The 23,171-nt window shown below is 65.8% G+C and carries 20 protein-coding genes; 7 read left to right on the top strand and 13 right to left on the bottom strand.

Going from position 1 to position 23,171, the window contains the following annotated elements; genetic code table 11:
• Nucleotides 1-73 precede the first annotated feature (73 nt).
• The 9 genes from clpB to ACNH6H_RS22745 form a co-directional block, all read right to left on the bottom strand.
• Nucleotides 74-2,668, bottom strand: a complete 2,595-nt coding sequence (clpB, locus tag ACNH6H_RS22785) for an ATP-dependent chaperone ClpB (protein ID WP_418320562.1) — start codon at nt 2,666-2,668, stop codon at nt 74-76.
• A 117-nt stretch (nt 2,669-2,785) separates the two neighbouring features.
• A complete protein-coding gene (crcB, locus tag ACNH6H_RS22780) occupies nt 2,786-3,187 on the bottom strand; it encodes a fluoride efflux transporter CrcB (RefSeq protein ID WP_418320561.1) in 402 nt (133 codons plus the stop codon).
• Nucleotides 3,187-3,717, bottom strand: a complete 531-nt coding sequence (moaE, locus tag ACNH6H_RS22775; protein WP_418320560.1) for a molybdopterin synthase catalytic subunit MoaE — start codon at nt 3,715-3,717, stop codon at nt 3,187-3,189. The genes crcB and moaE overlap by 1 nt, the downstream gene beginning before the upstream one ends.
• A 21-nt stretch (nt 3,718-3,738) precedes the next feature.
• Nucleotides 3,739-3,993, bottom strand: coding sequence for a MoaD/ThiS family protein (locus ACNH6H_RS22770; RefSeq protein WP_418320559.1), 255 nt, complete (start codon nt 3,991-3,993; stop codon nt 3,739-3,741).
• Nucleotides 3,990-5,195 (bottom strand): gephyrin-like molybdotransferase Glp, encoded by a 1,206-nt coding sequence (glp, locus tag ACNH6H_RS22765; protein WP_418320558.1) that lies wholly within the window; start codon nt 5,193-5,195, stop codon nt 3,990-3,992. The genes ACNH6H_RS22770 and glp (ACNH6H_RS22765) overlap by 4 nt, the downstream gene beginning before the upstream one ends.
• On the bottom strand, nt 5,158-5,748 hold the full coding sequence (gene mobB / locus ACNH6H_RS22760) for a molybdopterin-guanine dinucleotide biosynthesis protein B (RefSeq protein ID WP_418321465.1): 591 nt from the start codon (nt 5,746-5,748) through the stop codon (nt 5,158-5,160). The genes glp (ACNH6H_RS22765) and mobB overlap by 38 nt, the downstream gene beginning before the upstream one ends.
• Before the next feature lie 3 nt (nt 5,749-5,751).
• Nucleotides 5,752-7,182, bottom strand: a complete 1,431-nt coding sequence (gene thrC, locus ACNH6H_RS22755; RefSeq protein ID WP_418320557.1) for a threonine synthase — start codon at nt 7,180-7,182, stop codon at nt 5,752-5,754.
• Entirely contained in the window at nt 7,179-8,501 is a 1,323-nt protein-coding gene (locus ACNH6H_RS22750) for a homoserine dehydrogenase (protein WP_418320556.1), read from the bottom strand. Before ACNH6H_RS22750 ends, thrC begins: the two co-directional genes overlap by 4 nt.
• An 85-nt stretch (nt 8,502-8,586) precedes the next feature.
• Nucleotides 8,587-9,813 carry a pyridoxal phosphate-dependent aminotransferase gene (locus ACNH6H_RS22745; protein ID WP_418320555.1) on the bottom strand — a complete coding sequence of 409 codons (1,227 nt, stop codon included), beginning with the start codon at nt 9,811-9,813 and terminating at the stop codon, nt 8,587-8,589.
• A 127-nt stretch (nt 9,814-9,940) separates the two neighbouring features.
• Between ACNH6H_RS22745 and ACNH6H_RS22740 the strand changes: the two genes are divergently transcribed.
• The 3 genes from ACNH6H_RS22740 to ACNH6H_RS22730 all read left to right on the top strand — a co-directional run bounded on the left by ACNH6H_RS22740 (nt 9,941) and on the right by ACNH6H_RS22730 (nt 12,724).
• The gene (locus ACNH6H_RS22740; RefSeq protein WP_418320554.1) at nt 9,941-10,312 is read left to right on the top strand and encodes an Mth938-like domain-containing protein; all 372 of its coding nucleotides are present in this window, start codon (nt 9,941-9,943) and stop codon (nt 10,310-10,312) included.
• A gap of 81 nt (nt 10,313-10,393) precedes the next feature.
• On the top strand, nt 10,394-10,861 hold the full coding sequence (locus ACNH6H_RS22735; RefSeq protein ID WP_418320553.1) for a peroxiredoxin: 468 nt from the start codon (nt 10,394-10,396) through the stop codon (nt 10,859-10,861).
• 174 nt (nt 10,862-11,035) lie between these two features.
• A complete protein-coding gene (locus ACNH6H_RS22730; protein WP_418320552.1) occupies nt 11,036-12,724 on the top strand; it encodes a PhoH family protein in 1,689 nt (562 codons plus the stop codon).
• A 48-nt stretch (nt 12,725-12,772) separates the two neighbouring features.
• On the opposite strand, the gene ACNH6H_RS22725 is transcribed toward ACNH6H_RS22730, so the two are convergent.
• The 3 genes from ACNH6H_RS22725 to ACNH6H_RS22715 form a co-directional block, all read right to left on the bottom strand.
• Entirely contained in the window at nt 12,773-14,809 is a 2,037-nt protein-coding gene (locus tag ACNH6H_RS22725) for a M3 family metallopeptidase (RefSeq protein WP_418320551.1), read from the bottom strand.
• Nucleotides 14,760-16,691, bottom strand: coding sequence for a propionate--CoA ligase (locus ACNH6H_RS22720; RefSeq protein WP_418320550.1), 1,932 nt, complete (start codon nt 16,689-16,691; stop codon nt 14,760-14,762). Before ACNH6H_RS22720 ends, ACNH6H_RS22725 begins: the two co-directional genes overlap by 50 nt.
• A gap of 126 nt (nt 16,692-16,817) precedes the next feature.
• The gene (locus tag ACNH6H_RS22715) at nt 16,818-17,798 is read right to left on the bottom strand and encodes an MDR family oxidoreductase (RefSeq protein WP_418320549.1); all 981 of its coding nucleotides are present in this window, start codon (nt 17,796-17,798) and stop codon (nt 16,818-16,820) included.
• A gap of 208 nt (nt 17,799-18,006) precedes the next feature.
• Here ACNH6H_RS22715 and ACNH6H_RS22710 point away from each other — a divergent pair, with 208 nt between their 5' ends.
• The 4 genes from ACNH6H_RS22710 to glp (ACNH6H_RS22695) all read left to right on the top strand — a co-directional run bounded on the left by ACNH6H_RS22710 (nt 18,007) and on the right by glp (ACNH6H_RS22695) (nt 21,739).
• A complete protein-coding gene (locus ACNH6H_RS22710) occupies nt 18,007-18,585 on the top strand; it encodes a C40 family peptidase (protein ID WP_418320548.1) in 579 nt (192 codons plus the stop codon).
• Nucleotides 18,586-18,676: 91 nt separating this feature from the next.
• Nucleotides 18,677-19,801, top strand: a complete 1,125-nt coding sequence (moaA, locus tag ACNH6H_RS22705) for a GTP 3',8-cyclase MoaA (RefSeq protein WP_418320547.1) — start codon at nt 18,677-18,679, stop codon at nt 19,799-19,801.
• A 12-nt stretch (nt 19,802-19,813) separates the two neighbouring features.
• On the top strand, nt 19,814-20,425 hold the full coding sequence (mobA, locus tag ACNH6H_RS22700; protein ID WP_418320546.1) for a molybdenum cofactor guanylyltransferase MobA: 612 nt from the start codon (nt 19,814-19,816) through the stop codon (nt 20,423-20,425).
• Between the two features lie 12 nt (nt 20,426-20,437).
• Nucleotides 20,438-21,739 carry a gephyrin-like molybdotransferase Glp gene (gene glp, locus ACNH6H_RS22695; RefSeq protein ID WP_418320545.1) on the top strand — a complete coding sequence of 434 codons (1,302 nt, stop codon included), beginning with the start codon at nt 20,438-20,440 and terminating at the stop codon, nt 21,737-21,739.
• 89 nt (nt 21,740-21,828) lie between these two features.
• On the opposite strand, the gene argG is transcribed toward glp (ACNH6H_RS22695), so the two are convergent.
• On the bottom strand, nt 21,829-23,160 hold the full coding sequence (gene argG / locus ACNH6H_RS22690) for an argininosuccinate synthase (protein WP_418320544.1): 1,332 nt from the start codon (nt 23,158-23,160) through the stop codon (nt 21,829-21,831).
• Between the last annotated feature and the right edge of the window lie 11 nt (nt 23,161-23,171).

The raw sequence follows: 23,171 nt of genomic DNA, 5'->3' as shown, positions 1-23,171 counted from the left end.
CGCGCGGGCCGCCCGGCATCGTTGGAAGGGGCTTCGATTCTATCGACAGCCCGTTGCCGGGCTGCCGCTTGCGTCAATGCACGACGCGTTCGAACACGAAGCGGCCATCGACGACGTCAACCGGGATCACGTCCTTCGGCCCGAACTTGCCTTCGAGAATCAGCTTGGCGACCGGATTCTCGATCTGCTGCTGGATCGCCCGCTTCAGCGGCCGCGCACCGAATACCGGGTCGAATCCTGCCTTCGCCAGTTGCGCCAGCGCCTGCGGGCTGACCTCGAGCTTCATCTCCATCTTCTCGAGACGGGACTCGAGGATCTGCAGCTGCAGCTTCGCGATCTCCTCGATGTGTGTTGCATCGAGCGAGTGGAAAACGACGGTTTCGTCGATCCGGTTCAGGAATTCGGGCCGGAAATGCTGCTTCACCTCGACCCAGACCGCTTCGCGGATCAGTTCGCTGTCCTGCCCGGCCATCTGCATGATCAGGTGCGAGCCGAGGTTGCTGGTCATCACGATGACGGTATTCTTGAAGTCGACGGTGCGGCCCTGGCCATCGGTCAGCCGGCCGTCGTCGAGCACCTGCAACAGCACATTGAAGACATCCGGATGTGCCTTCTCGACCTCGTCGAGCAGCAGCACGCTGTACGGCTTGCGCCGCACCGCCTCGGTCAGGTAGCCGCCTTCGTCGTAGCCGACATACCCAGGCGGCGCGCCGATCAGCCGGCTGACCGAATGCTTCTCCATGTATTCGCTCATGTCAATGCGGATCAGGTGATCCTCGCTGTCGAACAGGAAATTCGCCAGCCCCTTGCACAGCTCGGTCTTGCCGACCCCGGTGGGGCCGAGGAACAGGAACGATCCGGTCGGCCGGTTCGGGTCACTGAGGCCTGAGCGCGACCGGCGGATCGCATTGGCGACCGCGGTGATCGCCTCGTCCTGGCCGACGACGCGCTGGTGCAGCCGCTCTTCCATCTGCAGCAGCTTCTCGCGTTCACCCTGCATCAGCTTGGAGACCGGAATGCCGGTCGCGCGTGCGACGACCTCGGCGATCTCCTCGGCGCCGACCATCGTGCGCAGCAGCTGCGGGCGGCCATCGTCGGCCTGTGCCTTGCCGGTCTCGGTGGCCTGCGCCTCCTTCAGCTTCTTCTCGAGCTCGGGCAGCTTGCCGTACTGCAGTTCGGCGACCTTGTTGAAATCGCCCTTGCGTTTCCACTCCTCGATCTGGAAACGCATCCGGTCGATCTCTTCCTTCAGGTGCGCCGAGCCCTGCGCAGCGGCCTTTTCGGCCTTCCAGATCTCTTCCAGGTCAGCGGCTTCGCGCTGCAGCTTCTTGATCTCATCCTCGAGCAGATTGAAGCGGCGCTGTGACGCTTCGTCTTTCTCGCGGCGCACCGACTCGCGCTCGATCTGCAGCTGGATCAGCCGCCGGTCGAGCTTGTCCATCACCTCGGGCTTCGAGTCGATCTCGATCTTCACCTTGGCCGCCGCCTCGTCGATCAGGTCGATCGCCTTGTCGGGCAGGAAACGGTCGGTGATGTAGCGGTGGCTCAGTTCGGCCGCCGCGACGATCGCCGGGTCGGTGATCTCGACACCGTGGTGGACTTCGTATTTCTCCTGCAGCCCGCGCAGGATCGCGATCGTTGCCTCGACGGTCGGTTCGCCGACCAGGATCCGCTGGAAGCGGCGCTCGAGCGCGGCGTCCTTCTCGATGTACTTGCGGTATTCGTCCAGCGTCGTCGCGCCGATGCAATGCAGTTCGCCGCGCGCCAGCGCGGGTTTCAGCATGTTGCCGGCGTCGATCGCGCCCTCGGCCTTGCCGGCGCCGACCATCGTGTGGATCTCGTCGATGAAGACGATCGTCTGCCCCTGGTCCTGGGCGACCTCCTTCAGCACGCCTTTCAGCCGCTCCTCGAACTCACCGCGGAATTTTGCGCCGGCGAGCAGCAGCGCCATGTCGAGCACCAGCACGCGCTTGTTCTTCAGCGAATCGGGCACCTCGCCGGCAACGATGCGCTGCGCGAGGCCCTCGACGATTGCCGTCTTGCCGACGCCGGGTTCGCCGATCAGCACCGGGTTGTTCTTCGTGCGCCGCTGCAGCACCTGGATCGCGCGGCGGATCTCGTCGTCACGGCCGATCACCGGATCGAGCTTGCCCATCCGCGCGCGCTCGGTCAGGTCGAGCGTGTATTTCTTCAGCGCTTCGCGCTGCCCTTCGGCCTCGGCCGAATCGACCTTCTGGCCGCCACGAACCGCCTCGATCGCGGACTCCAGCGCCTTGCGCGTCAGTCCATGCTCCTTGACCAGCGGTCCGATCGAGGCCTTGCTGTCGGCCAGCGCCAGCAGAAACATCTCGCTGGCGATGAACTGGTCACCGCGCTTGCTTGCTTCCTTCTCGGAGGCCTGCAACAACGCACCGAGGTCGCGGCTCGCCTGCACCTGCTCGCCACCCTGCACCTGCGGCAGCTTGCCGAGCTCGCTTTCCAGCGACGCCTGCAGCTTGGCCGTATTGACGCCGGCCCGGGCGAGCAGTGCCTTCGGTCCTTCGTCCTGCGCGAGCATTGCCGCCAGCACGTGGACCGGCTCGATATATGGGTTGTCGCGGGTGATCGCAAGGCTCTGGGCATCACCCAGCGCTTCCTGGAATTTGGTCGTCAGCTTGTCGAGTCGCATGGAAAAATCCTCCGATGCGTCCAATTTCAGGCATTTGACGCCGATTTCAAGGCGGGCGCGTCTTCCCGAACACCTTGCTTGACGCCGATCAAGCCGCCGACGGGTCAGCCGGCTGAATCAGTGCCAGACGTGGCGCCCGATCGCAAATCCGATCGCCGCGCTGCCGAGCGAACCCAGCACGTGGACCAACGTGTGCAGCGAGGCCAGCGCCAGGTGGCCGCGCTGCAGCAAGGCCAGCGATTCGGCCGAGAAGGTCGAAAACGTCGTCAGGCTGCCGAGCAGGCCGGTGACGACCAGCAGCCGCATCGATTCGTTCGGATTCCTGACAAACCAGACCATCGCCAGCCCGATCAGCAGCCCGCCGGCGCAATTGACCAGCAGCGTGCCGAGCGGAAAACCGTGCCAGGCGCCGTTCAGCCACAGGCTGAGCCGCCAGCGCAGCACCGCGCCGAGCACCGCACCGATCGCCACCGCCAGCAGCTGGGCGGCCGCGGTGCTGCCGCTGCCGAGGCCGGCCATCAGCCGGCGCCGCCCGCAGCCTCGGCGCTGTTCGTGCTGGCGAGGCCCCAGCGGGCCAGCGCCCGGTCGTCGCTTACGCGGGCATCGACCCAGCGTGCGCCTTCCGGCGTGACCTCCTTCTTCCAGAACGGCGCCTGCGTCTTCAGATAGTCCATCAGAAATTCGCAGGCCTGGAAGGCATCGCCACGGTGTGCCGAACTGACGGCGACCAGCACCACCTGGTCGAGCGGAGCCAGTTTGCCGACGCGGTGGATCACGACGGCGCCGCGGATGTCGAAGCGCCGGCGCGCCTCGTCGACCATCGCCTCGATCGCCTTTTCGGTCATGCCCGGATAGTGCTCGAGCTCCATTTCGCTGACGCCAAGGCCGTCGTTGCGGTCGCGCACCGTGCCGATGAAGCTGGCGACCGCGCCGATACCGGCATCAGCGGCGCGCAGTGCGGCCACTTCGGCGCCGAGATCAAAATCGTCGGTCTGGATCAGCACCCGGCTGCGGAAGTCGGCGTTGTGCCTGGTTGCCTGGTCGCTCATCGCTGATCTCGTCGGCCGCGCTCAGCCGCCGGTCACCGGCGGGAAAAATGCCAGCTCGGCGCCATCGGCGTCGACGCGCTGGTTTTCATCACACAACTGCTGGTTCAGCGCGCAGCGCAGCGCCCGGCCACGGGCCAGTGCCGCGGCATGCGCCGGGCTGGCGGAGATCAATCGATCGCGCAATTCGGCAATGCTGCAGCCGGCGTCGACCTCGACCGTCTCGCCGGAGCCGAGCGCCTCGCGAATCGACGCGAAATAACGAACCTGCAGTTTCATGACATCCAGTCGGAAAAGGCGATGTAGCGAACGACGTCGCCGCGGCGGATCGTCTGCCCCGGCGGATTGTCGACGACGCCATCGCCCCAGACGGCGGAAGTCAGCACGCCCGAGCTCTGGTTGCCGAACAGATCGAGCCCGTCGTCGCCGTTGCGGCGCACGCGCAGAAATTCGCGCCGCCGGTCGGCCCGCGGCCAGTCGAAATCGGCGCGCATCGGGACGCTGCGCGGCTGCCATTCAGCCACGCCTTGCAAGCGCAGCAGCAGCGGCCGGACCGCCAGCAAAAACGTGATGAAGCTGGACACCGGATTGCCGGGCAGGCCGATGAACCAGGTCGGCTCTTCATGGCCGACCGCGCCGAAGGCCAGCGGCTTGCCGGGCTTGATCGCGATCTGCCACAGGTCGAGCCGGCCCTCGGCCTCGACCGCCGGCTTCAGATGGTCTTCCTCGCCGACCGAGACACCGCCGCTGGTGACGATCAGGTCGTGCCCCTGCGCGGCGCGGCGCAGCGCATCGCGGGTCGCGTCGAGCCGGTCCGGAACGATGCCGAGGTCGCTGCATTCGCAGCCGGCCTGCTCGATCAGCGCGCGCAGCGTGAAGCGATTCGAGTTGTAGATCGCGCCGGGTCGCAGCGGCTCGCCGGGCATCACCAGTTCATCGCCGGTCGAAAACAGTGCGACGCGCGGCCGGCGCAATACCTGCAACGAGGCCGCACCGACTGATGCGGCCAGGCCGAGCGCCTGCGGCGTCAGCCGGTCGCCCGGACGCAGCACCTCGGCACCTCGCATCACGTCTTCGCCGCGACGGCGTATCCATTGGCCGCTCGACGGCACCGCGTCGATCCGCACGCTGCCGTCGGCAAGTGCTTCGCATTGCTCCTGCATCACGACGGCATCGGCGCCGTCGGGCAGTTGCGCACCGGTGAAGATCCGCGCAGCGGTGCCGGGCGACAGCGGCTGCGCCGGCTGACCGGCCGGAATCCGCTGGCTGACCGGCAGCACCGTGCCGCCTGCGGCAACATCGGCGCAGCGCAGCGCATAACCATCCATCGAGGTGTTGTCGGCTGGCGGCACGTCGAGGCCCGACACCACCGGCGCTGCCAGCACCCGCCCGAGCGCAGCAAAGGTATCGACCGATTCGGAACCGGTCAGCGGACGGATCGGCTCAAGCAGCCGTTGCAGCGCTTCGTCCAGCGTCAACATCGGCGGTCGCGCCGGAGTCGTCGCCGAAGCCGGTTTGGGGCGTGTATTCATATCGGGCGGAATTGGCCAGCAGGAATTCGGCGATGGCATCGACATCGTCGAGGGCAAAAACCGGCAGCCGAGTCGGCACCGGCAGCCGCGAAGCATCGTCGGTGGCGACCGCGACGACATAGGGATCGTCGGGATAGTGGACCCGCTTGCCGACGCTTTCGCGCCAGACCTCGATCTTCAGCAGGTTGGCAAACTTGAAGCCTTCGACCAGCACCCAGTCGCAGTCGCACAGTTCGGCGATCAGCTGGTGCACCGTCGGCTCGACCGGCGTCTCGAACTCGCGGATCTTCGCCAGCCGGCGGTTCGACGCGATCACGACCTCGAAGGCGCCAGCCTGACGGTGCCGGTAGGAATCCTTGCCGGGATGGTCGATGTCGAACTCGTGGTGCGCATGCTTGATCACCGACACCCGCTGGCCGGCCTCGCGCAGCCGCACCAGCAACCGCTCGACCAGCGTCGTCTTGCCGGACCCTGACCACGCGCTGAAACCGATCACCTTCATCATTCAGACATTCTCGGTGAGATAGGCTTTCACGGCCGCTGCATCGCGGGGCAAGACCTTGCATCGCTTGGGGAGTTGCTCGATGCCTTCGGTGGCCGGCGGGCGCTGCGGCTCGCGGCCGGTCGCCTCGACGATCGTCGCGGCAAATTTCGCCGGCAACGCGGTCTCGAGGACGATCATCGGCAGCGCCGGATCGCGCAACTCGCGGGCGACCTTGACGCCGTCGGCGGTGTGCGGATCGATCATCACGCCGCATTGATCCCAGGTCGTGCGAATCGTCGCCAGCCGGTCGGCATGGCTGCTGCTGCCCGACACAAAGCCGTGGTCGGCGATGCGGGCGAAATCGTCGCTGGCCAGCGTGAATTCGCCGTGTTTCGACAACTCGTCGGCAAACAGCGCACGCACGCGGCCGCCGTCGCGTTGCAGCAGATCGAAGATGAAGCGCTCGAAGTTCGACGCCTTCGAGATGTCCATCGACGGGCTCGAGGTCTCGAAGGTTTCCGACGAAGCGCGCACCCGGTAATGGCCGTTGCGGAAAAACTCGTCGAGCACGTTGTTCTCGTTGGTCGCCAGCACCAGCCGATCGATCGGCAGACCCATCATCCGCGCAACGTGGCCGGCGCAGATGTTGCCGAAATTGCCCGACGGCACGGCAAAGCTGACGCGCTGCGAATTGCTGGCGGTGGCCCGGAAATAACCGGCGAAGTAATAAACCACCTGCGCGAGCAGCCGCGCCCAGTTGATCGAATTGACGGTGCCGATGCGGTGCCTGCGCTTGAAGTCGAGGTCGTTGGAGACCGCCTTGACGATGTCCTGGCAGTCGTCGAATACCCCGTCGATTGCGATATTGTGGATATTCGGATCCTGCAGGCTGAACATCTGCGCCTGCTGGAACGGGCTCATCCGGCCGAGCGGGCTCAGCATGAAGACATTGATGCCGCGTTTGCCGCGCATCGCATATTCGGCTGCGCTGCCGGTGTCGCCGGAGGTTGCGCCGAGGATGTTCAGCGTTTCGCCGCGGCGCGCCAGTTCGTATTCGAACAGGTTGCCGAGCAGCTGCATCGCCATGTCCTTGAATGCCAGCGTCGGGCCGTTCGACAGGCCGAGCAGGTAGAGCCCGGCATCGCCCGATTTGCCTTCGGCCTTGTCCAGTCGCGTCAGCGGCGTGATCTCATCGCTGCCGAAAATCGCACGGGTATAGGTGCGCTGCGCCAGTTGCCGCAGATCGTCGTGCGGGATGTCGTCGATGTACAGCGCCAGCACTTCGAACGCGAGGTCGGCATACGACAGTCCGCGCCAGCGCTGCAGCGTCGCGGCATCGATCTGCGGATAGTAGGCCGGCAGGTACAGGCCGCCGTCCGGCGCCAGGCCTTCGAGCAGGATGTCGCAGAACCCGCGCTGCGCCGGGTCGCCCCGCGTACTGATGTATTTCAATTCAGCTCTTCCTTGCGGATCCGGACGATCGGGGCGAGGACCGTCGGCAGCGCCTGCATCTGGGCAAGCGCGCGGTTCATCCGGCCCTCGACCGTTTCATGGGTCAGGATGATGACGTCGGTCTGCTTCTCGCCTTCGCCCGATTCGCGCTGCAGCAAGGCGTCGATCGAGATGTCGGCCTCGGCCAGGATGCCGGTGATCCGCGCCAGCACACCGGCCTGGTCGGCGACCTGCAGCCGCAGATAGAAGGCGGTGACGACGTCGTCGATCGGCAGGATCGGCGTCGCTGCCAGCTCGCCGGGCTGGAAAGCCAGGTGCGGCACGCGGTGGTGCGGGTCGGCGGTATGCAGCCGGGTGATGTCGACGAGGTCGGCGACCACCGCCGACGCGGTCGGCTCGGAACCGGCGCCCTTGCCGTAATAAAGCGTCGTGCCGACCGCATCGCCCTGCACGACGACGGCATTCATCGCGCCTTCGACATTGGCGATCAGCCGCTTTGCCGGCACCAGCGTCGGATGGACGCGCAGTTCGATGCCGGCGCCTTCGCCGATCACGCGGCGCCGCGTGATGCCGAGCAGCTTGATCCGGTAGCCGAGCTGCTCGGCATAGGTGATGTCGGCGGCCTGCAGCGAGGTGATGCCCTCGACATGGGCCTTGTCGAACTGCACCGGAATGCCGAATGCGATCGCGCTCATCAGCGTGACCTTGTGCGCCGCATCGACACCCTCGATGTCGAAGGTCGGGTCGGCCTCGGCATAGCCGAGCCGCTGCGCGTCCTTCAGCACCGCGGCGAAATCCAGCCCCTTGTCGCGCATCTCGGACAGGATGAAATTGGTCGTTCCGTTGATGATGCCGGCGATCCAGTCGATGCGGTTCGCCGTCAGGCCTTCGCGCAGCGCCTTGATGATCGGAATGCCACCGGCCACCGCCGCCTCGAACGCGACCATCACCCCCTTCGCATGGGCGGCTTCGAAGATCTCGGTGCCATGCACCGCGAGCAGCGCCTTGTTGGCGGTCACGACGTGTTTGCCGGCGGCGATCGCCTCCATCACCAGTGCCCGGGCGATGCCATAACCGCCGATCAGCTCGATCACGATGTCGATTTCCGGATTCGCGATCACCGCGCGCGCATCGGAAACCACTTCGACGCCGTCACCGACGATCGCACGGGCCCGATCCACATCGAGGTCGGCGACCATCGTGATGACGATGCCGCGACCGGCGCGACGCTTGATTTCTTCCTGGTTGCGCAGCAATACCTCGAAGCTGCCCTTGCCTACGATGCCGATGCCGAGCAGGCCGACTTGGATGGGTTTCATGAGATCTTCGGCGTGCCGTTGCCGGCGTGCCGTGGTCGGAGGAGTCTGGCTGGGATCGACGACCTGTTGGCCGCCGATCGACGAATCATTGGGTATGACGCTTGCGATAGTTTTCGAGGAAACGCGCGATGCGGCCGATGGCGTCGGTCAGGTCGTCGACGTTGGGCAGGAAAACGAGGCGGAAATGGTCCGGCGCACGCCAGTTGAATCCGGTGCCCTGGACGATCAGCACCTTTTCCTCAGCCAGCAGTTCATAGGCGAAGCGCTGGTCGTCGGCGATCGGGTAGACCTTCGGATCGAGGCGCGGAAACATGTACAACGCGGCCTTCGGCTTGACGACCGAGACGCCGGGAATCTGCGTCAGCAGTTCGTAGGCCAGGTCGCGCTGATGGCACAGCCGCCCGCCCGGCGCGACCAGGTCCTTGATGCTCTGGTAGCCGCCGAGCGCGGTCTGGATTGCGAGCTGGCCGGGCGTGTTCGAGCACAGCCGCATCGACGCCAGCATGTTGAGCCCGACGATGTAATCGCCGGCATGGCGTTTTTCGCCCGAGACGACCATCCAGCCGGCGCGGTAGCCGCAGGAGCGATAGTTCTTGCTGAGGCCGTTGAAGGTCACGCACAACACGTCGTCAGCTATCGACGCGATGCTGGTGTGGGTTTCACCGTCGTAAAGCGTCTTGTCGTAGATCTCGTCGGCAAAGATGATCAGCTGGTGCTCGCGCGCCAGATCGACGATCTGCCGCAGCACCGGCTCCGGATACAACGCGCCGGTCGGATTGTTCGGGTTGATCACGACGATGCCGCGCGTCGACGGGGTGATCTTCGAGCGGATGTCGTCGATGTCGGGCATCCAGTCGCTCTGCTCGTCGCACAGGTAGTGGATCGGCGCGCCACCGGCCAGCGCCACCGACGCCGTCCACAACGGATAGTCGGGTGCCGGCACCAGGATCTGGTCGCCATTGTTGAGCAGCGCATTCATGCTCATCGTGATCAGCTCGGATGCGCCGTTGCCGAGGTAGACGTCGTCGACGGTGACCGCCGGAACGTTTTTTTCCTGCATGTAGTGCACCACCGCCTTGCGCGGCGCAAACAGGCCTTTGCTGTCGGTATAACCGGCGGCGTCGGGCAGGTTGCGGATCATGTCCTGGACGATCTCGTCCGGCGGCTCGAGTCCGAACACCGCCAGATTGCCGATGTTCAGCTGGATGATCTTGTGCCCTTCGTCCTGCATCTGCCGCGCCTTGTCGAGCACGGGGCCGCGGATGTCGTAGCAGACGTTGGCGAGCTTGCTCGATTTGACGATGGGTTTCACGCAGGAATCTCCGCTGCGGTGAATGCGGCACCGCACAAAACCTATAATTTAACCACATGGCCGCCAGCGGCGACGGGGCTCCCCGCCGCATGCGCCGGCCATCAACTGCCACTACCCGGATTCCCACGTGAAGCTCCAGGCCGACCGCATCGACGGACGCAATGCGATTGCCCGCCACGGGCCCGACGGCGTCATCGTCAATGGAACCCAATATACGCACAGCGTCATCGTTCCGTGGGACGGCGCGGTCGAGGACTGGCCGGTGCGCGAATTTTCCCAGCTCGAAGCCGATCATTTCGACCGTCTGCTCGCGCTGCAGCCGCAGCTGGTGATCTTCGGCAGCGGCGCACGGCTGCGCTTTCCACCGCCACGGCTGCTCGCCGGGCTGATGGCCGCCGGCATCGGCGTTGAAACGATGGACAATGCCGCCGCCTGCCGCACCTACAACGTACTGCTTGCCGAGGAACGCAGGGTGGTGGCCGCGCTGCTGTTCGAATGAGCGCGCTGTCGCAGTCTGGTAAAGCCTCTGACTTATAATCAGAGGCTACGCCATCGCGGACGCCATCTTAAAGAATAGCTCATGACGCCAGCTCTCGACAAACCGCTGCCAGAATTTGAAGCGCTCGCCACCAACGGTGTCAAGTTCACCCCGCAGGCCTACCTCGGGCAGACCGTTGTGCTGTATTTCTACCCGAAAGACAACACGCCGGGTTGCACGACCGAAGCGATGCAGTTCCGCGACCACCACAAGGAATTTGTCAAGGCCGGCGCCGTCGTGTTCGGTGTCTCGCGCGACAACATGGGTTCGCACGACAAATTCAAGCAGAACCTCGAGCTGCCGTTCGAGCTGATCGCCGATACCGAAGAAAAGCTCTGCCACATGTTCGGTGTCGTGAAGAACAAGATCATGTACGGCAAGAAGGTCAAGGGCATCGAGCGCAGCACCTTTCTGATCGATCCGTCCGGCACGCTGCGCGCCGAGTGGCGCGGTCTGAAGGTCGCCGGTCACGTCGAAGAGGTGCTGAAGGCCGTCAAGTCGCTGAAATAGCCGGCCCACAAGCTGGCGTCGGCACGGCGCAACGCCTGCCGGAACCCGCCGCCCGCGCGCGTGGGCTTGTGCATAATGGGCCATGCCCGTGAACGCCGCCGTGCACCACGACCCCCAAGCCGCTCGGGCCACCGCGCGGCTTTTTTGTTGCCCAGTCCAGCCGACCGATTCCTCATGCCACTGCCGAAGCCGCCTGCCAAACGAGCCGCATTGCTGACCGCCGCCGATTTCGAATCGCAGGCCGCGCCCAAAACGGGCAAGAAAACGCAGAAATCCCGCAGCACCGGCGAGGCGCCAATGGCCGATACGGTCGAGCTGTTCGATCCGGCGCCGCACTCGCCGGCAGCGACATCGGCCGCTGCCGCGATCGGCGTGCTCGCACCGGAACGCGCTGCAACGGCCCGCAGCGCGCCAACCCGCCCGCCGGCGCCCGAGAAACGCAAACGCAAGCCGCGCGGCAGCGGGCCGGCCAAGCTGTTCGTGCTCGACACGAATGTGCTGATGCACGATCCGATGAGCCTGTTCCGCTTCGAGGAACACGATGTTTATTTGCCGATGATCACGCTCGAGGAGCTGGACGGCCACAAGAAGGGAATGACCGAGGTTGCGCGCAATGCGCGCCAGGTCAGCCGCGACCTGGATTCGCTGGCCGCCAGCCTCGAGGACGCCGGCAGCAAGGGCCTGGTCGACGGGCTGCCGCTGGACCGCACCGGCCACCGCGAAGCCGCCGGCAAGCTCTATTTCCAGACCGGGCTGATCGACATCAGCCTGCCGGCCGGGCTGCCGCAAGGCAAGGCCGACAACCAGATCCTCGGCGTCGTGCAGGCACTGCGCGAACAGCAACCGAAACGCGATGTGGTGCTGGTGTCGAAGGACATCAACATGCGCATCAAGGCGCGCGCGCTCGGTCTGCCGACCGAGGACTATTTCAACGACAAGACGCTCGACGACGGTGACCTGCTGTACACCGGCGCGATGGCGCTGCCGCCCGATTTCTGGGAACGCCACGGCAAGACGATGGAAAGCTGGAACCAGGGCGGCTTCACCTTCTACCGGATCAGCGGCCCGCTGGTGCCGTCGTTGCTGATCAACCAGTTTGTCCATCTCGAGGCGCCCGGCGCCGCACCGCTGTTCGCGAAGGTCGTCGAGATCACCGGCCGCAATGCGGTGCTGCGCACCTTGCGCGAATATTCGAACCCGAAAAATGCCGTCTGGGGCGTCACCGCGCGCAACCGCGAACAGAATTTCGCGCTCAACTTGCTGATGGATCCGGAGTGCGACTTCATCACGCTGACCGGCACCGCCGGCACCGGCAAGACGCTGCTGACGCTGGCCGCCGGCCTCAGCCAGGTGATGGACGACCGGCGTTATACCGAGATCATCGTGACCCGCGTCACCGTGCCAGTCGGCGAGGACATCGGCTTTCTGCCTGGTACCGAAGAAGAAAAGATGGGCCCGTGGATGGGCGCGCTCGACGACAACCTCGAAGTGCTGTCGAAGACCGATGGCGCAGCTGGCGAATGGGGGCGCGCGGCGACCAACGACCTGGTGCGCAGCAAGATCCGCATCAAAAGCCTGAATTTCATGCGCGGCCGCACCTTCCTGAACAAGTTCCTGATCATCGACGAGGCGCAGAACCTGACGCCGAAGCAGATGAAGACGCTGGTGACTCGGGCCGGCCCTGGCACGAAGATCGTCTGCCTCGGCAACCTTGCGCAGATCGACACGCCCTACCTGACCGAAGGCAGTTCCGGCCTGACCTATGCGGTCGATCGTTTCAAGGGCTGGCCACATTCCGGCCACATCATGCTGGCCCGCGGCGAACGTTCGCGGCTGGCCGACTTCGCCAGCGAGGTGCTTTAAGCGATTGGGCCAATGTGGTGTCCTGCAGCTACGCTGCGGGACGTCGCACTAGCGCTGCAAGTCGTCGAAAAACGCGCGCGAATCGAAGCTGCGGCCGAGGAAGGCGCGCAGCAGCAGTTCCGGCGGCTGCTGGCTGCCATTGGCCAGCACGGTGCGGCGAAAACGCGCGCCGACTTCCGGATCGAGCTTGTCGGCTGCGAAGGCGGTGCGCAGGTCCTTCGCGACGACCAGGCTCCAGAGATAGCCGTAATAACTGGCGCTGTAGCCCCCGGCGATATGACTGAACCCGGCCGGGAACATCGTGCCGGCGACATGACCAAGCGGCGTGCCCGACTCCAGCGCAGACCACAATGCCAGCGGATCGTGCGATTGCCGACCGTACAGCGCGAGGTCGAAGTTTGCATACAGATGCTGGCGCGCGAAGAAGATGCCCTTGCCGAAGCGGCGCGCGACATCGGCCTTCTCGATCAGGCCTTCTGGCACCGGCGTGCATGCCGGGCAGATCTCGGCAAACAACGCCAGCACCCGCTTGTCGTAGACCCAATCCTCGAGCATCTGCGATGGCGCCTCGACAAAATCGCGTTTGACACTGGTGCCGGCCTGGGCCGCATACCGCGTTGCCGACAGGTTGTTGTGCACCGCATGGCCGAGTTCGTGCAGCAGCGTCTCGAGTTCATCGAGCGTCAGGCCCTTGCGATCGACATTGACGACCAACGCCGCCGCGGGCAGCCGGCCGGTCGCGGCCGACCCGGATCGCAAGCTCCAGACCGCCGCATGGTTGTATTTGCCGTCGCGCGGATACAGATCGACCCACAGTGTGGCCAGCCGCTTGCCACTCGCGGCATCGGATACCGCATAGGTCTGGACCTCCGGATGCCAGACACCGGCGTCGGCAATGCGCTGGTAACGCACGCCCATCAGCTTTTCGATCACCCGCAGCACGAACTGCAGGATCTGCTCGGGCGGGAAATGGTTGCGAAATACGTCCTGGTCGACCGCATGGCGCTGCCGGCGCACCCGCTCGGTATAAAAGGCGATGTCCCAGCGGTCGAGTTCGACCGCGGCTGCCGGCTGTCCGAGGTGATCTGCCTTGGCCAGCCGCAATTGCTCGAGTTCGGCCCGCTCGCGTTGCACAACCGCCGCGCCGACCTCGTCCAGAAAGGCCCGCGCACGCTGCGGCGTCTCGGCCATCTGCCGCCGCAGCACGAATGCTGCCCAGCTGTCGAAGCCGAACAGGCCGGCGTAGGCCTTGCGCGCATCGGTGATCTGCCGCAGCAGCTGCAGGTTGGCGGCGCCGCCTTCGTTGGTTTTTGCCAGCCACATCCTGCGCCGCGTCGCTGCCTGTTCGGCCGACTGCATCACCGGCATATAAACCGGGTACGACAGGCCGAGCAGATACCGGCCCGCCACATCGCGCGGCGCTTGCTGCCAGACGTCGGCAGGCACACCGCTCAGTTCGGCGGCGTCGAATGGGAGCAGCGTCTTGTCGTCGCGGATGTTCCGATCGAAAACCTGCCCGAGTTCGCTGATGCGGTCGCTTAGCCGCTTCGCACGGGTGCGACCGGCCGCCGGCAAGGCAACCCCGCTGTCGATGAAGCCGTCGACCGTCGTGCGCCGCAGTTCGGCATCGATGAAATCGGCCGGCCGAACCGCAAGAACGGCAGCAAACAGGCGGCGGTTCTGGCCCAGCATTGAATAGAAGTCGTTCCAGCGCAGTTCGCAGGCTTCGGAGGCGTCCCGCATCGCCTTGTCGGGATGAACGGCCGACAGGAACAGCAGCGGGGCTGACAGATCCTCGAGCCGGGCCAGCAAGCCGTCATAGGCCGCCAGCCAGCCGGGCCCTGGTCGCCTCTGCTCAAGGCGCTGCAGTGCGGTCCTGGCCTGCGCCAGATTCTGCCGGCACAACGTGGCCAGCGCCGCCGGCGACGCAATCGACGGAAAGACGGCAGCCGGATCGGCGGCCAGCGCCGGCTGCCACAGCAAGGCCGCGACCAGCAGCAGCCAGCGGCACCAGATGCCGCCGCGCCGCAGCCGCTCAGCCGGCCGCGCCGACCTGATCCTTGATCTGTTGCAGCGCGGAGGCATCGTCCATCGTCGTCAGGTCGCCCGGGTCGCGCCGCTCGCAGACGGCCTGGATCGCCCGCCGCAACAGCTTGCCAGAGCGCGTCTTCGGCAACAGCGAGACGAACATCACCCGTGACGGCCGGGCCACGGCGCCGAGCTGCTGGTCGACCGTCTTCATGATCTCGCCTTCGAGCTTCAGCCGCGCCGCCGGTTCGGCCAGTGCCGATGCGTCCTTGGCGACGACGAAGGCCATCGCCACCTGGCCCTTCAGCTGATCGGCAATCCCGACGACCGCGACCTCGGCGACATTCGGATGGCTGGAAATGCTTTCCTCGATCTCGCGCGTGCCGAGGCGGTGGCCGGCGACGTTGATGACATCGTCGGTGCGGCCGAGGATGAAGAAATAGCCGTCCTCGTCGCGGATGCCCCAGTCGAAGGTGCTGTAGACCTGACGGCCCGGCACGCTGCTCCAGTAGGTCTTGACGAATCGCTCGTCATCGCGCCAGACCGTCTGCATGCAACCGGGCGGCAGAGGGCCTTCGATCGCGACGACGCCTTTCTGGTTCGGCGCGGTCAGTTCCTCGCCGGTATTCTCGTCGAGCAGCTTGACCTTGTAGCCGTACATCGCGCGGCCCGGACTGCCGAACTTGCTCGGTGCCGGCTCGACGCCGTTGGCCAGCGCGAGGATCGGCCAGCCGGTTTCGGTCTGCCAGTAGTTGTCGATCACCGGCTTGCCGATTGCCTCGGTGATCCAGCGGGCGGTTGGTTCGTCGAGTGGTTCGCCGGCCAGGAACAGTGCGCGCAGCGACGACAGGTCGTATTTCGACAGGTAGGCCGGATCCTGCTTCTTCAGCACGCGCACCGCCGTCGGCGCGCTGAACATCGCGGTGACCTTGTACTGCTCGACCAGCCGCCACCAGATCCCGGCATCCGGCCGCGTCGGCAGACCCTCGTACATGATGGTTGCCATCCCGCCGATCAGCGGACCGTAAACGATGTAGCTGTGGCCGACGACCCAGCCGATGTCGCTGGTCGAGAAGAAGGTTTCGCCGGGCTGGCCGCAGAAGATGTGGCGGATGCTTGCCGCCAGCGCGACCGCATAGCCGCCGGTATCGCGTTGCACGCCTTTCGGCTTGCCGGTCGTGCCGCTGGTATAGAGCGTGTAGCTCGGCGCGGTCGAGTCGAGCCAGACACAGGGTACCGATGCCTCGAGGTGTTGCTCGCGCAACTCGGCATAGTCGACATCACGGCCGTCGACATGGGCCATCGCGGACAGCCCGCGGTCGACCAGCAGCACCTTTTCGGGTTTGCTGTGGGCGAGCTTGATCGCCTCGTCGAGCAGCGGCTTGTAGGCGACGACCTTTCCGGAGCGGCTGCCGGCGTCGGCCGAGACGATCACCTTCGGCTCGGCATCGTCGATCCGGCTGGCCAGGCTGCTGCTGGCAAAACCGCCAAAAACCACCGAATGGATGGCGCCGATGCGGGCGCAGGCGAGCATCGCGAATGCCGCCTCGGCAATCATCGGCATGTAGATCAGCACCCGGTCGCCCTGTCCTACGCCGAGCGCGTGCAGGCAGGCCGCCATCCGCTGCACTTCGGCGTGCAGTTCGGCAAACGAATAGACCTTTTCCTGATCGGTCTCGGTCGAGACAAAGATCAGCGCCGGCTGGTCGGCGCGCTCTGCCAGGTGGCGGTCGACCGCGTTGTGGCACAGGTTGGTCTTGCCGCCGACAAACCAGCGGGCAAACGGTGGCTTGTCGTAGTCGCAGACGCGGTCGAACGGGCGCTGCCAGTCGATCAGTTCGGCCTGCTCGCGCCAGAAGGCGTCGGGCTCTTCGACCGAGCGCCGGTAGAACTCGTCATAGCGGTCGGCTGAAGCGGAAGTCGGCGTTGCTGTGGCCATGCTGGTCTCCTCCATGCCGGCCCGGTCGAATCCCGGGCCGCTCGACTCATTCGAACGCCACGCACTGACATTGCCCTGACGCTGGCGACTTTCCCGAGGGCGCTGCTCGGGATTCGCCGCAGACCGCTAGACGATGCGCACCACCTTGCGGCCGCGCACCTTGCCGGCCATCAGGTCGGCGGCGGCGCCGATCACCTCGTCGAGGCCGATCTCGTCGGCGACCGTCGCCAGCGTGTCGGCGCCGAGGTCGCCCGCCAGCCGCTGCCACGCCTGCTGGCGCACAGCCAGTGGCGCCATCACGCTGTCGATGCCGGCCAGCGTGACGCCGCGCAGGATGAACGGCATCACGGTGCCGGGCAGATCGGCGTTCTGCGCCAGCCCACAGGCGGCAACCACGCCGCCGTAACGCGTCTGCGCCAGCGCATTGACGAGCGTGTGGCTGCCGACCGCATCAACAACCGCTGTCCAGCGCTCCTTCTGCAGCGGCTTGCCGGGATTGGCCAGTTCCTGCCGGTCGATCACCGAAGATGCGCCGAGCGACTTCAGATAGTCGGCCTCGGCCGCCTTCCCGGTCGACGCGGTCACCCGATGGCCGAGTTTGGCAAGCAAGGCGGTCGCGACGCTGCCGACGCCCCCGGTTGCGCCGGTGACGAGGATCTCGCCATCGCCCGGCTGCACGCCGTGCCGCTCCAGCGCCAGCACGCACAGCATCGCGGTATAGCCGGCAGTGCCGATCGCCATCGCCTGCGCGGTCGAGAACGCGCTCGGCAGCTTGACCAGCCATTCGCCCTTCAGCCGCGCGCGTTCGGCCAGACACCCGAAGCGGGTTTCACCAACGCCCCAACCGTTATGGATCACCTTGTCGCCGGCTTTCCAGTCCGGATGGCTGCTTTCGAGCACGGTGCCGGCGCCATCGATGCCCGGCACCATCGGCCATGACCGCACCACCGGCCCCTTGTTGGTGATCGCAAGGCCGTCCTTGTAATTCAGCGTCGAGTGCGCGATGCCGACCAGCACATCGCCGTCGGGCAGCGCCGAGTCGTCGAGTTCACCCATTGCGGCGGAAAAGCCGTCGCTCGTCTTGTTCAGCAGCAAGGCCTTGAACATCGTCACTCCTGTTTCGTTGAGGGAAGGAAATCGCATCAACTGACTGTACACACCAGCCCTGATACCACCGAATGTGGTCGACGACGAGTAGAAACAACAGCCGGCGCGATAAGGGTTTGCGCGTAGTCGATTTGGTTGACCCTGTCCGGGTCGGTCTATATGCTGCGCGACCATGTCGACAAACCGTAACAGATCATTGCAAGGGCAGATGCTGTCCTACATCTGTGCGGCCGTTTTGTGGGTTGCGGCGATACCCGCCAGCGCCGGGCCGAACGATGGTTTCGACCCATTCGGCAAACTGCTGGTCGAAAAAGGGCTGGTGCCGCAGCCGGCGGGCAAGGCAGGCAATACGCAGGCAGAACCGGCAGGACAGAACCGTTTCGCAGCGATCCGGGACCGGGCGTCGGACATGGTACTCACCGCGATGAATTTTCTCGGCGTGCCTTATGTCCGCGGCGGCGACAGCGAGGAAACCGGCTTCGACTGCAGCGGCTTCACACGCTTCATCTTCGAACGCAGCATCGGGCTGATATTGCCTCGGCGGGCCGACGAACAGGCCAATGCCGAAGGCATGATCGCAATCCGCCGCGATGAATTGCGGCCTGGCGACCTGGTTTTTTTCAATACGCTGCGCCGCACCTTTTCGCATGTCGGCATCTATATCGGCGATGGCCGCTTCATCCACGCGCCAAAACCCGGCGCCGAGGTCCGCGTCGAGGACATGGGCGTGCGCTACTGGAGCGCCCGCTTCACCGGCGCGCGGCGGGCGGTGCTGAACGCCAACTGAGCCTCGCGGCAGCCGCCGCGGATGGCGCACCCGGTATCCGGTCTCAGCCGCCAATCGCGCGGCGCTGCGGCAGCGCAGGCACAATCCGGCCATGGCCGAAAAATCGATCCCGCTGGTTGATCACCGCTATGCCGCGAGCACGCCGCTGGTGCCGGCCGAACCGCTGCCGGCTGGCGCGCTGCTCAGTGACCGCCGCGGACGCGAATTGCACGACCTGCGGATCTCGGTCACCGACCGCTGCAATTTCCGCTGCGCGTACTGCATGCCGCGCGAAGTGTTCGACAAGAACTACCGCTTCCTGCCGCACGACTCGCTGCTGAGTTTCGAGGAAATCACGCGGCTGGCGCGGATCTTCGTCGACCATGGCGTGCGCAAGATCCGGCTGACCGGCGGCGAACCGCTGCTGCGCAAGAACCTCGAGGTGCTGGTCGGCATGCTCGCCGGCCTGCGCACGCCGGACGGCGCGCCGCTCGACCTGACGCTGACAACCAATGCCTCGCTGCTCGCGCGCAAGGCGCAGGCGCTGAAGGACGCCGGCCTGCAGCGCGTCACGGTCAGCCTCGATGCACTCGACGATGCGGTTTTCCGCCGCATGAACGATGCCGATTTTCCGGTCGCCGAAGTGCTCGAAGGCATTGCCGCGGCCGAGCGGGTCGGGCTTGGTCCGATCAAGGTCAACATGGTCGTCAAGCGCGGCACCAACGACCACGAGATTTTGCCGATGGCCCGCCATTTCCGCGGCAGCCCGGTTGTGCTGCGCTTCATCGAATACATGGACGTCGGCGCCAGCAACGGCTGGCGGATGGACGAGGTGCTGCCGTCGGCCGAGGTGCTGGCGCGCATCCACGCAGAACATCCGCTGGTCGCGCTGAGCCCGAGCCAGCCCGGCGAGACGGCCGAGCGCTGGGCCTATGCGGATGGCAGCGGCGAGATCGGGCTGATCTCGTCGGTCACGCAGGCCTTCTGCAGCGACTGCAACCGCGCCCGGCTGTCAACCGAAGGCAAGCTGTTCCTGTGCCTGTTCGCCAACCGCGGACACGACCTGCGCGCCTTGCTGCGCGGCGCGTATTCCGACCGGCAGATCGCCGGCGCAGTCGGTCTGATCTGGAGCGGGCGTGACGACCGCTATTCGGAACTGCGCACCGCCGAGGCAGCCGCAGAACGCACAGCCGATGGCGCCGGCAAACGCGTCGAAATGCACTATATCGGCGGCTGAACGGGGTTCCGGATGATCGACACAGAACAGATAACCGGCCTGATCCTCGCCGGCGGCCGCGGCAGCCGCATGGGAGGCACCGACAAGGGCCTGCAGACGCATGCCGGCATGCCGCTGGCCATGCATGCGATCCTGCGGCTCGGCCCGCAGGTCGGCCACCTGATGATCAATGCGAACCGCAACCTCGGCGCCTACGAGTCGTTCGGCCTGCCGGTCTGGCCGGATGCCAGTGCCGACTTTGCCGGCCCGCTGGCTGGATTCCTGGCCGGACTCGAGCACTGCGACACACCGTACATGGTGACGGTGCCCTGCGACACGCCGAATTTTCCGGCCGATCTCGTCGCGCGGCTGGCCGCCGGGCTCGAAGCCGACGATGCCGACCTCGCGATGGCCGCCACGACCGACCCGTCAAGCGGCGGCGGCACGCAGCTGCAGCCGGTGTTCTGCCTGATGAAGACCAGTCTGCTCGAAAGCCTGGTCCGCTTCATCAATGCTGGCGAGCGCAAGATCGACCGCTGGACTGCACAGCACCGCTGCGCCGAAGTGCGGTTCGACGACGCCTCCGCGTTTTTCAATGCCAATACGCCGCAGGACCTGCACGCGCTGCAAGCTGCCCGCGGCTGACCCTATTTGCCGATGACGACACCCCTGCCCTCGCTGCAAGAGATCGCCTCGTGTGTGTCCGGTTATGACCCGAACGCGCTGCCGGTTGCGCAGGCGAAGGAATTCATCGATCGGCTGACCCCGAGGGTCGAGGCGGTCGAGAGCCTGGCGATCCGCAGCGCACTCGGCCGGGTGCTGGCGCGCGACATCGTGTCGGCCATCGATGTGCCGGCCCACGACAACTCGGCGATGGACGGTTTTGCGCTGGCTGCGGCGGACCTGCGCGACGGCGCCGATACCGCTTTGCCGGTGGTCGGCACTGCGTTCGCCGGCGAGGCCTTTGCCGGCAATGTCGGCCGCGGCGAGGCGGTTCGCATCATGACCGGCGCGGTGATGCCGGCCGGTCTCGACACCGTCGTGCCGCAGGAATTCACGCGCAGCGACGGCAACCGGGTCGTGATCCCGGCCGGCGTCGTGCGCGCCGGCGACAACCGGCGGCTGGCCGGCGAGGACCTCGCGCGTGGCGAGGCCGCATTGCGCGCCGGCCGCATCCTGAGCCCGGCCGACCTCGGCCTGTTGGCCTCGCTCGGCCAGGCCGAGGTGCCGGTTTTCCGCCGCCTGCGGGTTGCCTTTTTTTCGACCGGCGACGAACTGCGCTCGATCGGCGAGCCGCTCGACGAAGGCTGCGTCTACGACAGCAACCGCTACACCTTGTGGGGCATGCTGCAGCGGCTCGGCGTCGAGGTGATCGACATGGGCGTCGTCCGCGATGACCCGGCGGCGCTCGAAAAAGCCTTCCGTGATGCGGCTGCTGCCGCCGACGCGGTGATCACCTCGGGCGGCGTCAGCGTCGGCGAGGCCGACCACACGAAGCAGGTGATGGCCAGCCTCGGCGATGTGTTGTTCTGGAAAATCGCGATGCGCCCCGGCCGTCCGATGGCGATCGGCCGCATCGGCGCCGTCGACCAGCCCGGCAAGCCGCCGGCAATCCTGTTCGGCCTGCCCGGCAATCCGGTCGCGGTGATGGTGACGTTCTACGCGTTTGTCCGCGATGCGTTGCTCGCGATGAGTGGCGCGCAGGTCGCTGCGTTGCCGATGCTGCGCGCCGCTGCGACCGCGCCGATCCGGAAAAAGCCGGGCCGCACCGAATACCAGCGCGGCATCGTCAGCCACGGCGCCGACGGCCAATGGCAGGTGCAGATCACCGGCTCGCAGGGTTCCGGCATCCTGCGCAGCATGAGTGTCGCCAACGGTCTGGTCGTGCTGCACCACGAACAAGGCAGCGTCGACGCCGGCGGCCTGGTCGACGTGCTGCCGTTCGACGGGCTGGTCTGAGGCGTCACCCGCAGGAGGGGCTTCAGCCCCGATTGCACGCCTTGTTCTTTCTCTGCGGCGTTGAACAACCGGTTCTTCAGCTCTCTCGCTCAGTCGTTGTCGCCGCCCTCCAGCTGCGGCAGACCACCGCCACTCGGCAGCAGGCCGGTGCGGCTGTAGATGCCGAGCTTGTCGCGGGTGTCGGTGATGTCGAGGTTGCGCATCGTCAGCTGGCCGATGCGGTCCTGCGGCGAGAAGGTCGACTCGCCCTTCTCCATCGTCAGCCGTTCCGGGTGGTAGGTCAGGTTCGGTGAACGTGTGTCGAGGATCGAATAGTCGTTGCCGCGGCGCAGTTCGATCGTCACCTCGCCGGTGATCGCGCGGGCCACCCAGCGCTGCGCGGTTTCGCGCAGCATCAGCGCCTGCGGGTCGAACCAGCGGCCCTGGTACAGCAGGCGGCCGAGCTTGCGGCCGTTGTCACGGTACTGCTCGATCGTGTCCTCGTTGTGGATGCCGGTGATCAGCCGCTCGTAGGCGATGAACAGCAGCGCCAGGCCGGGCGCCTCGTAGATGCCGCGGCTTTTTGCCTCGATGATGCGGTTCTCGATCTGGTCGCTCATGCCCAGGCCGTGGCGGCCGCCGATGCGATTCGCTTCCAGGATCAGGTCGACCTGGCTCGAGAAGGTCTGGCCGTTCAGCGCAACCGGCTTGCCTTCTTCGAAGCGCACGGTGACCTGCTCGCGCTTGACCTCGACATCGTCGCGCCAGAACGCGACACCCATGATCGGCTGGACGATCGTCATGCCGGTCGCCAGATGCTCGAGGTCCTTCGCCTCGTGCGTCGCGCCGAGCATGTTCGAATCGGTCGAATAGGCCTTCTCTGCCGACATCTTGTAGCCAAAGCCGGCCTGCTGCATGAATGCCGACATCTCGGCGCGGCCGCCGAGCTCGTCGATGAACTGCTGGTCGAGCCACGGCTTGTAGATCCTCAGCTGCGGATTGGTCAGCAGGCCATAACGGTAGAAACGCTCGATGTCGTTGCCCTTGTAGGTGCTGCCGTCGCCCCAGATGTTGACATCGTCGTCCTTCATCGCGGCGACCAGCATCGTGCCGGTCACCGCCCGACCGATCGGCGTCGTATTGAAGTAGGTGATGCCGGCGGTCGAGATGTGGAAGGCGCCGCACTGCAGCGCCGCAATGCCCTCGGCCGCCATCTGCGAGCGGCAGTCGATCAACCGCGCATTCTCGGCACCGTACTGTTTCGCCTTGCGCGGGATCTCGTCGTAGTCCGGCTCGTCGGGCTGGCCGAGGTTGGCGGTGTAGGCATACGGGATCGCGCCCTTGATGCGCATCCAGTGCAGCGCCGCACTGGTATCGAGTCCGCCGGAGAAGGCAATTCCGACCTTTTGACCGGTCGGCAGGTTTTTCAGGATGGTGGTCATGGTTGCAGGCG

Origin of the sequence: Pseudideonella sakaiensis (assembly GCF_048320135.1) — a bacterium.
Lineage (GTDB): Bacteria > Pseudomonadota > Gammaproteobacteria > Burkholderiales > Burkholderiaceae_C > Ideonella_A > Ideonella_A sakaiensis_A.
This window is presented reverse-complemented; position numbering and strand designations above follow the sequence as displayed.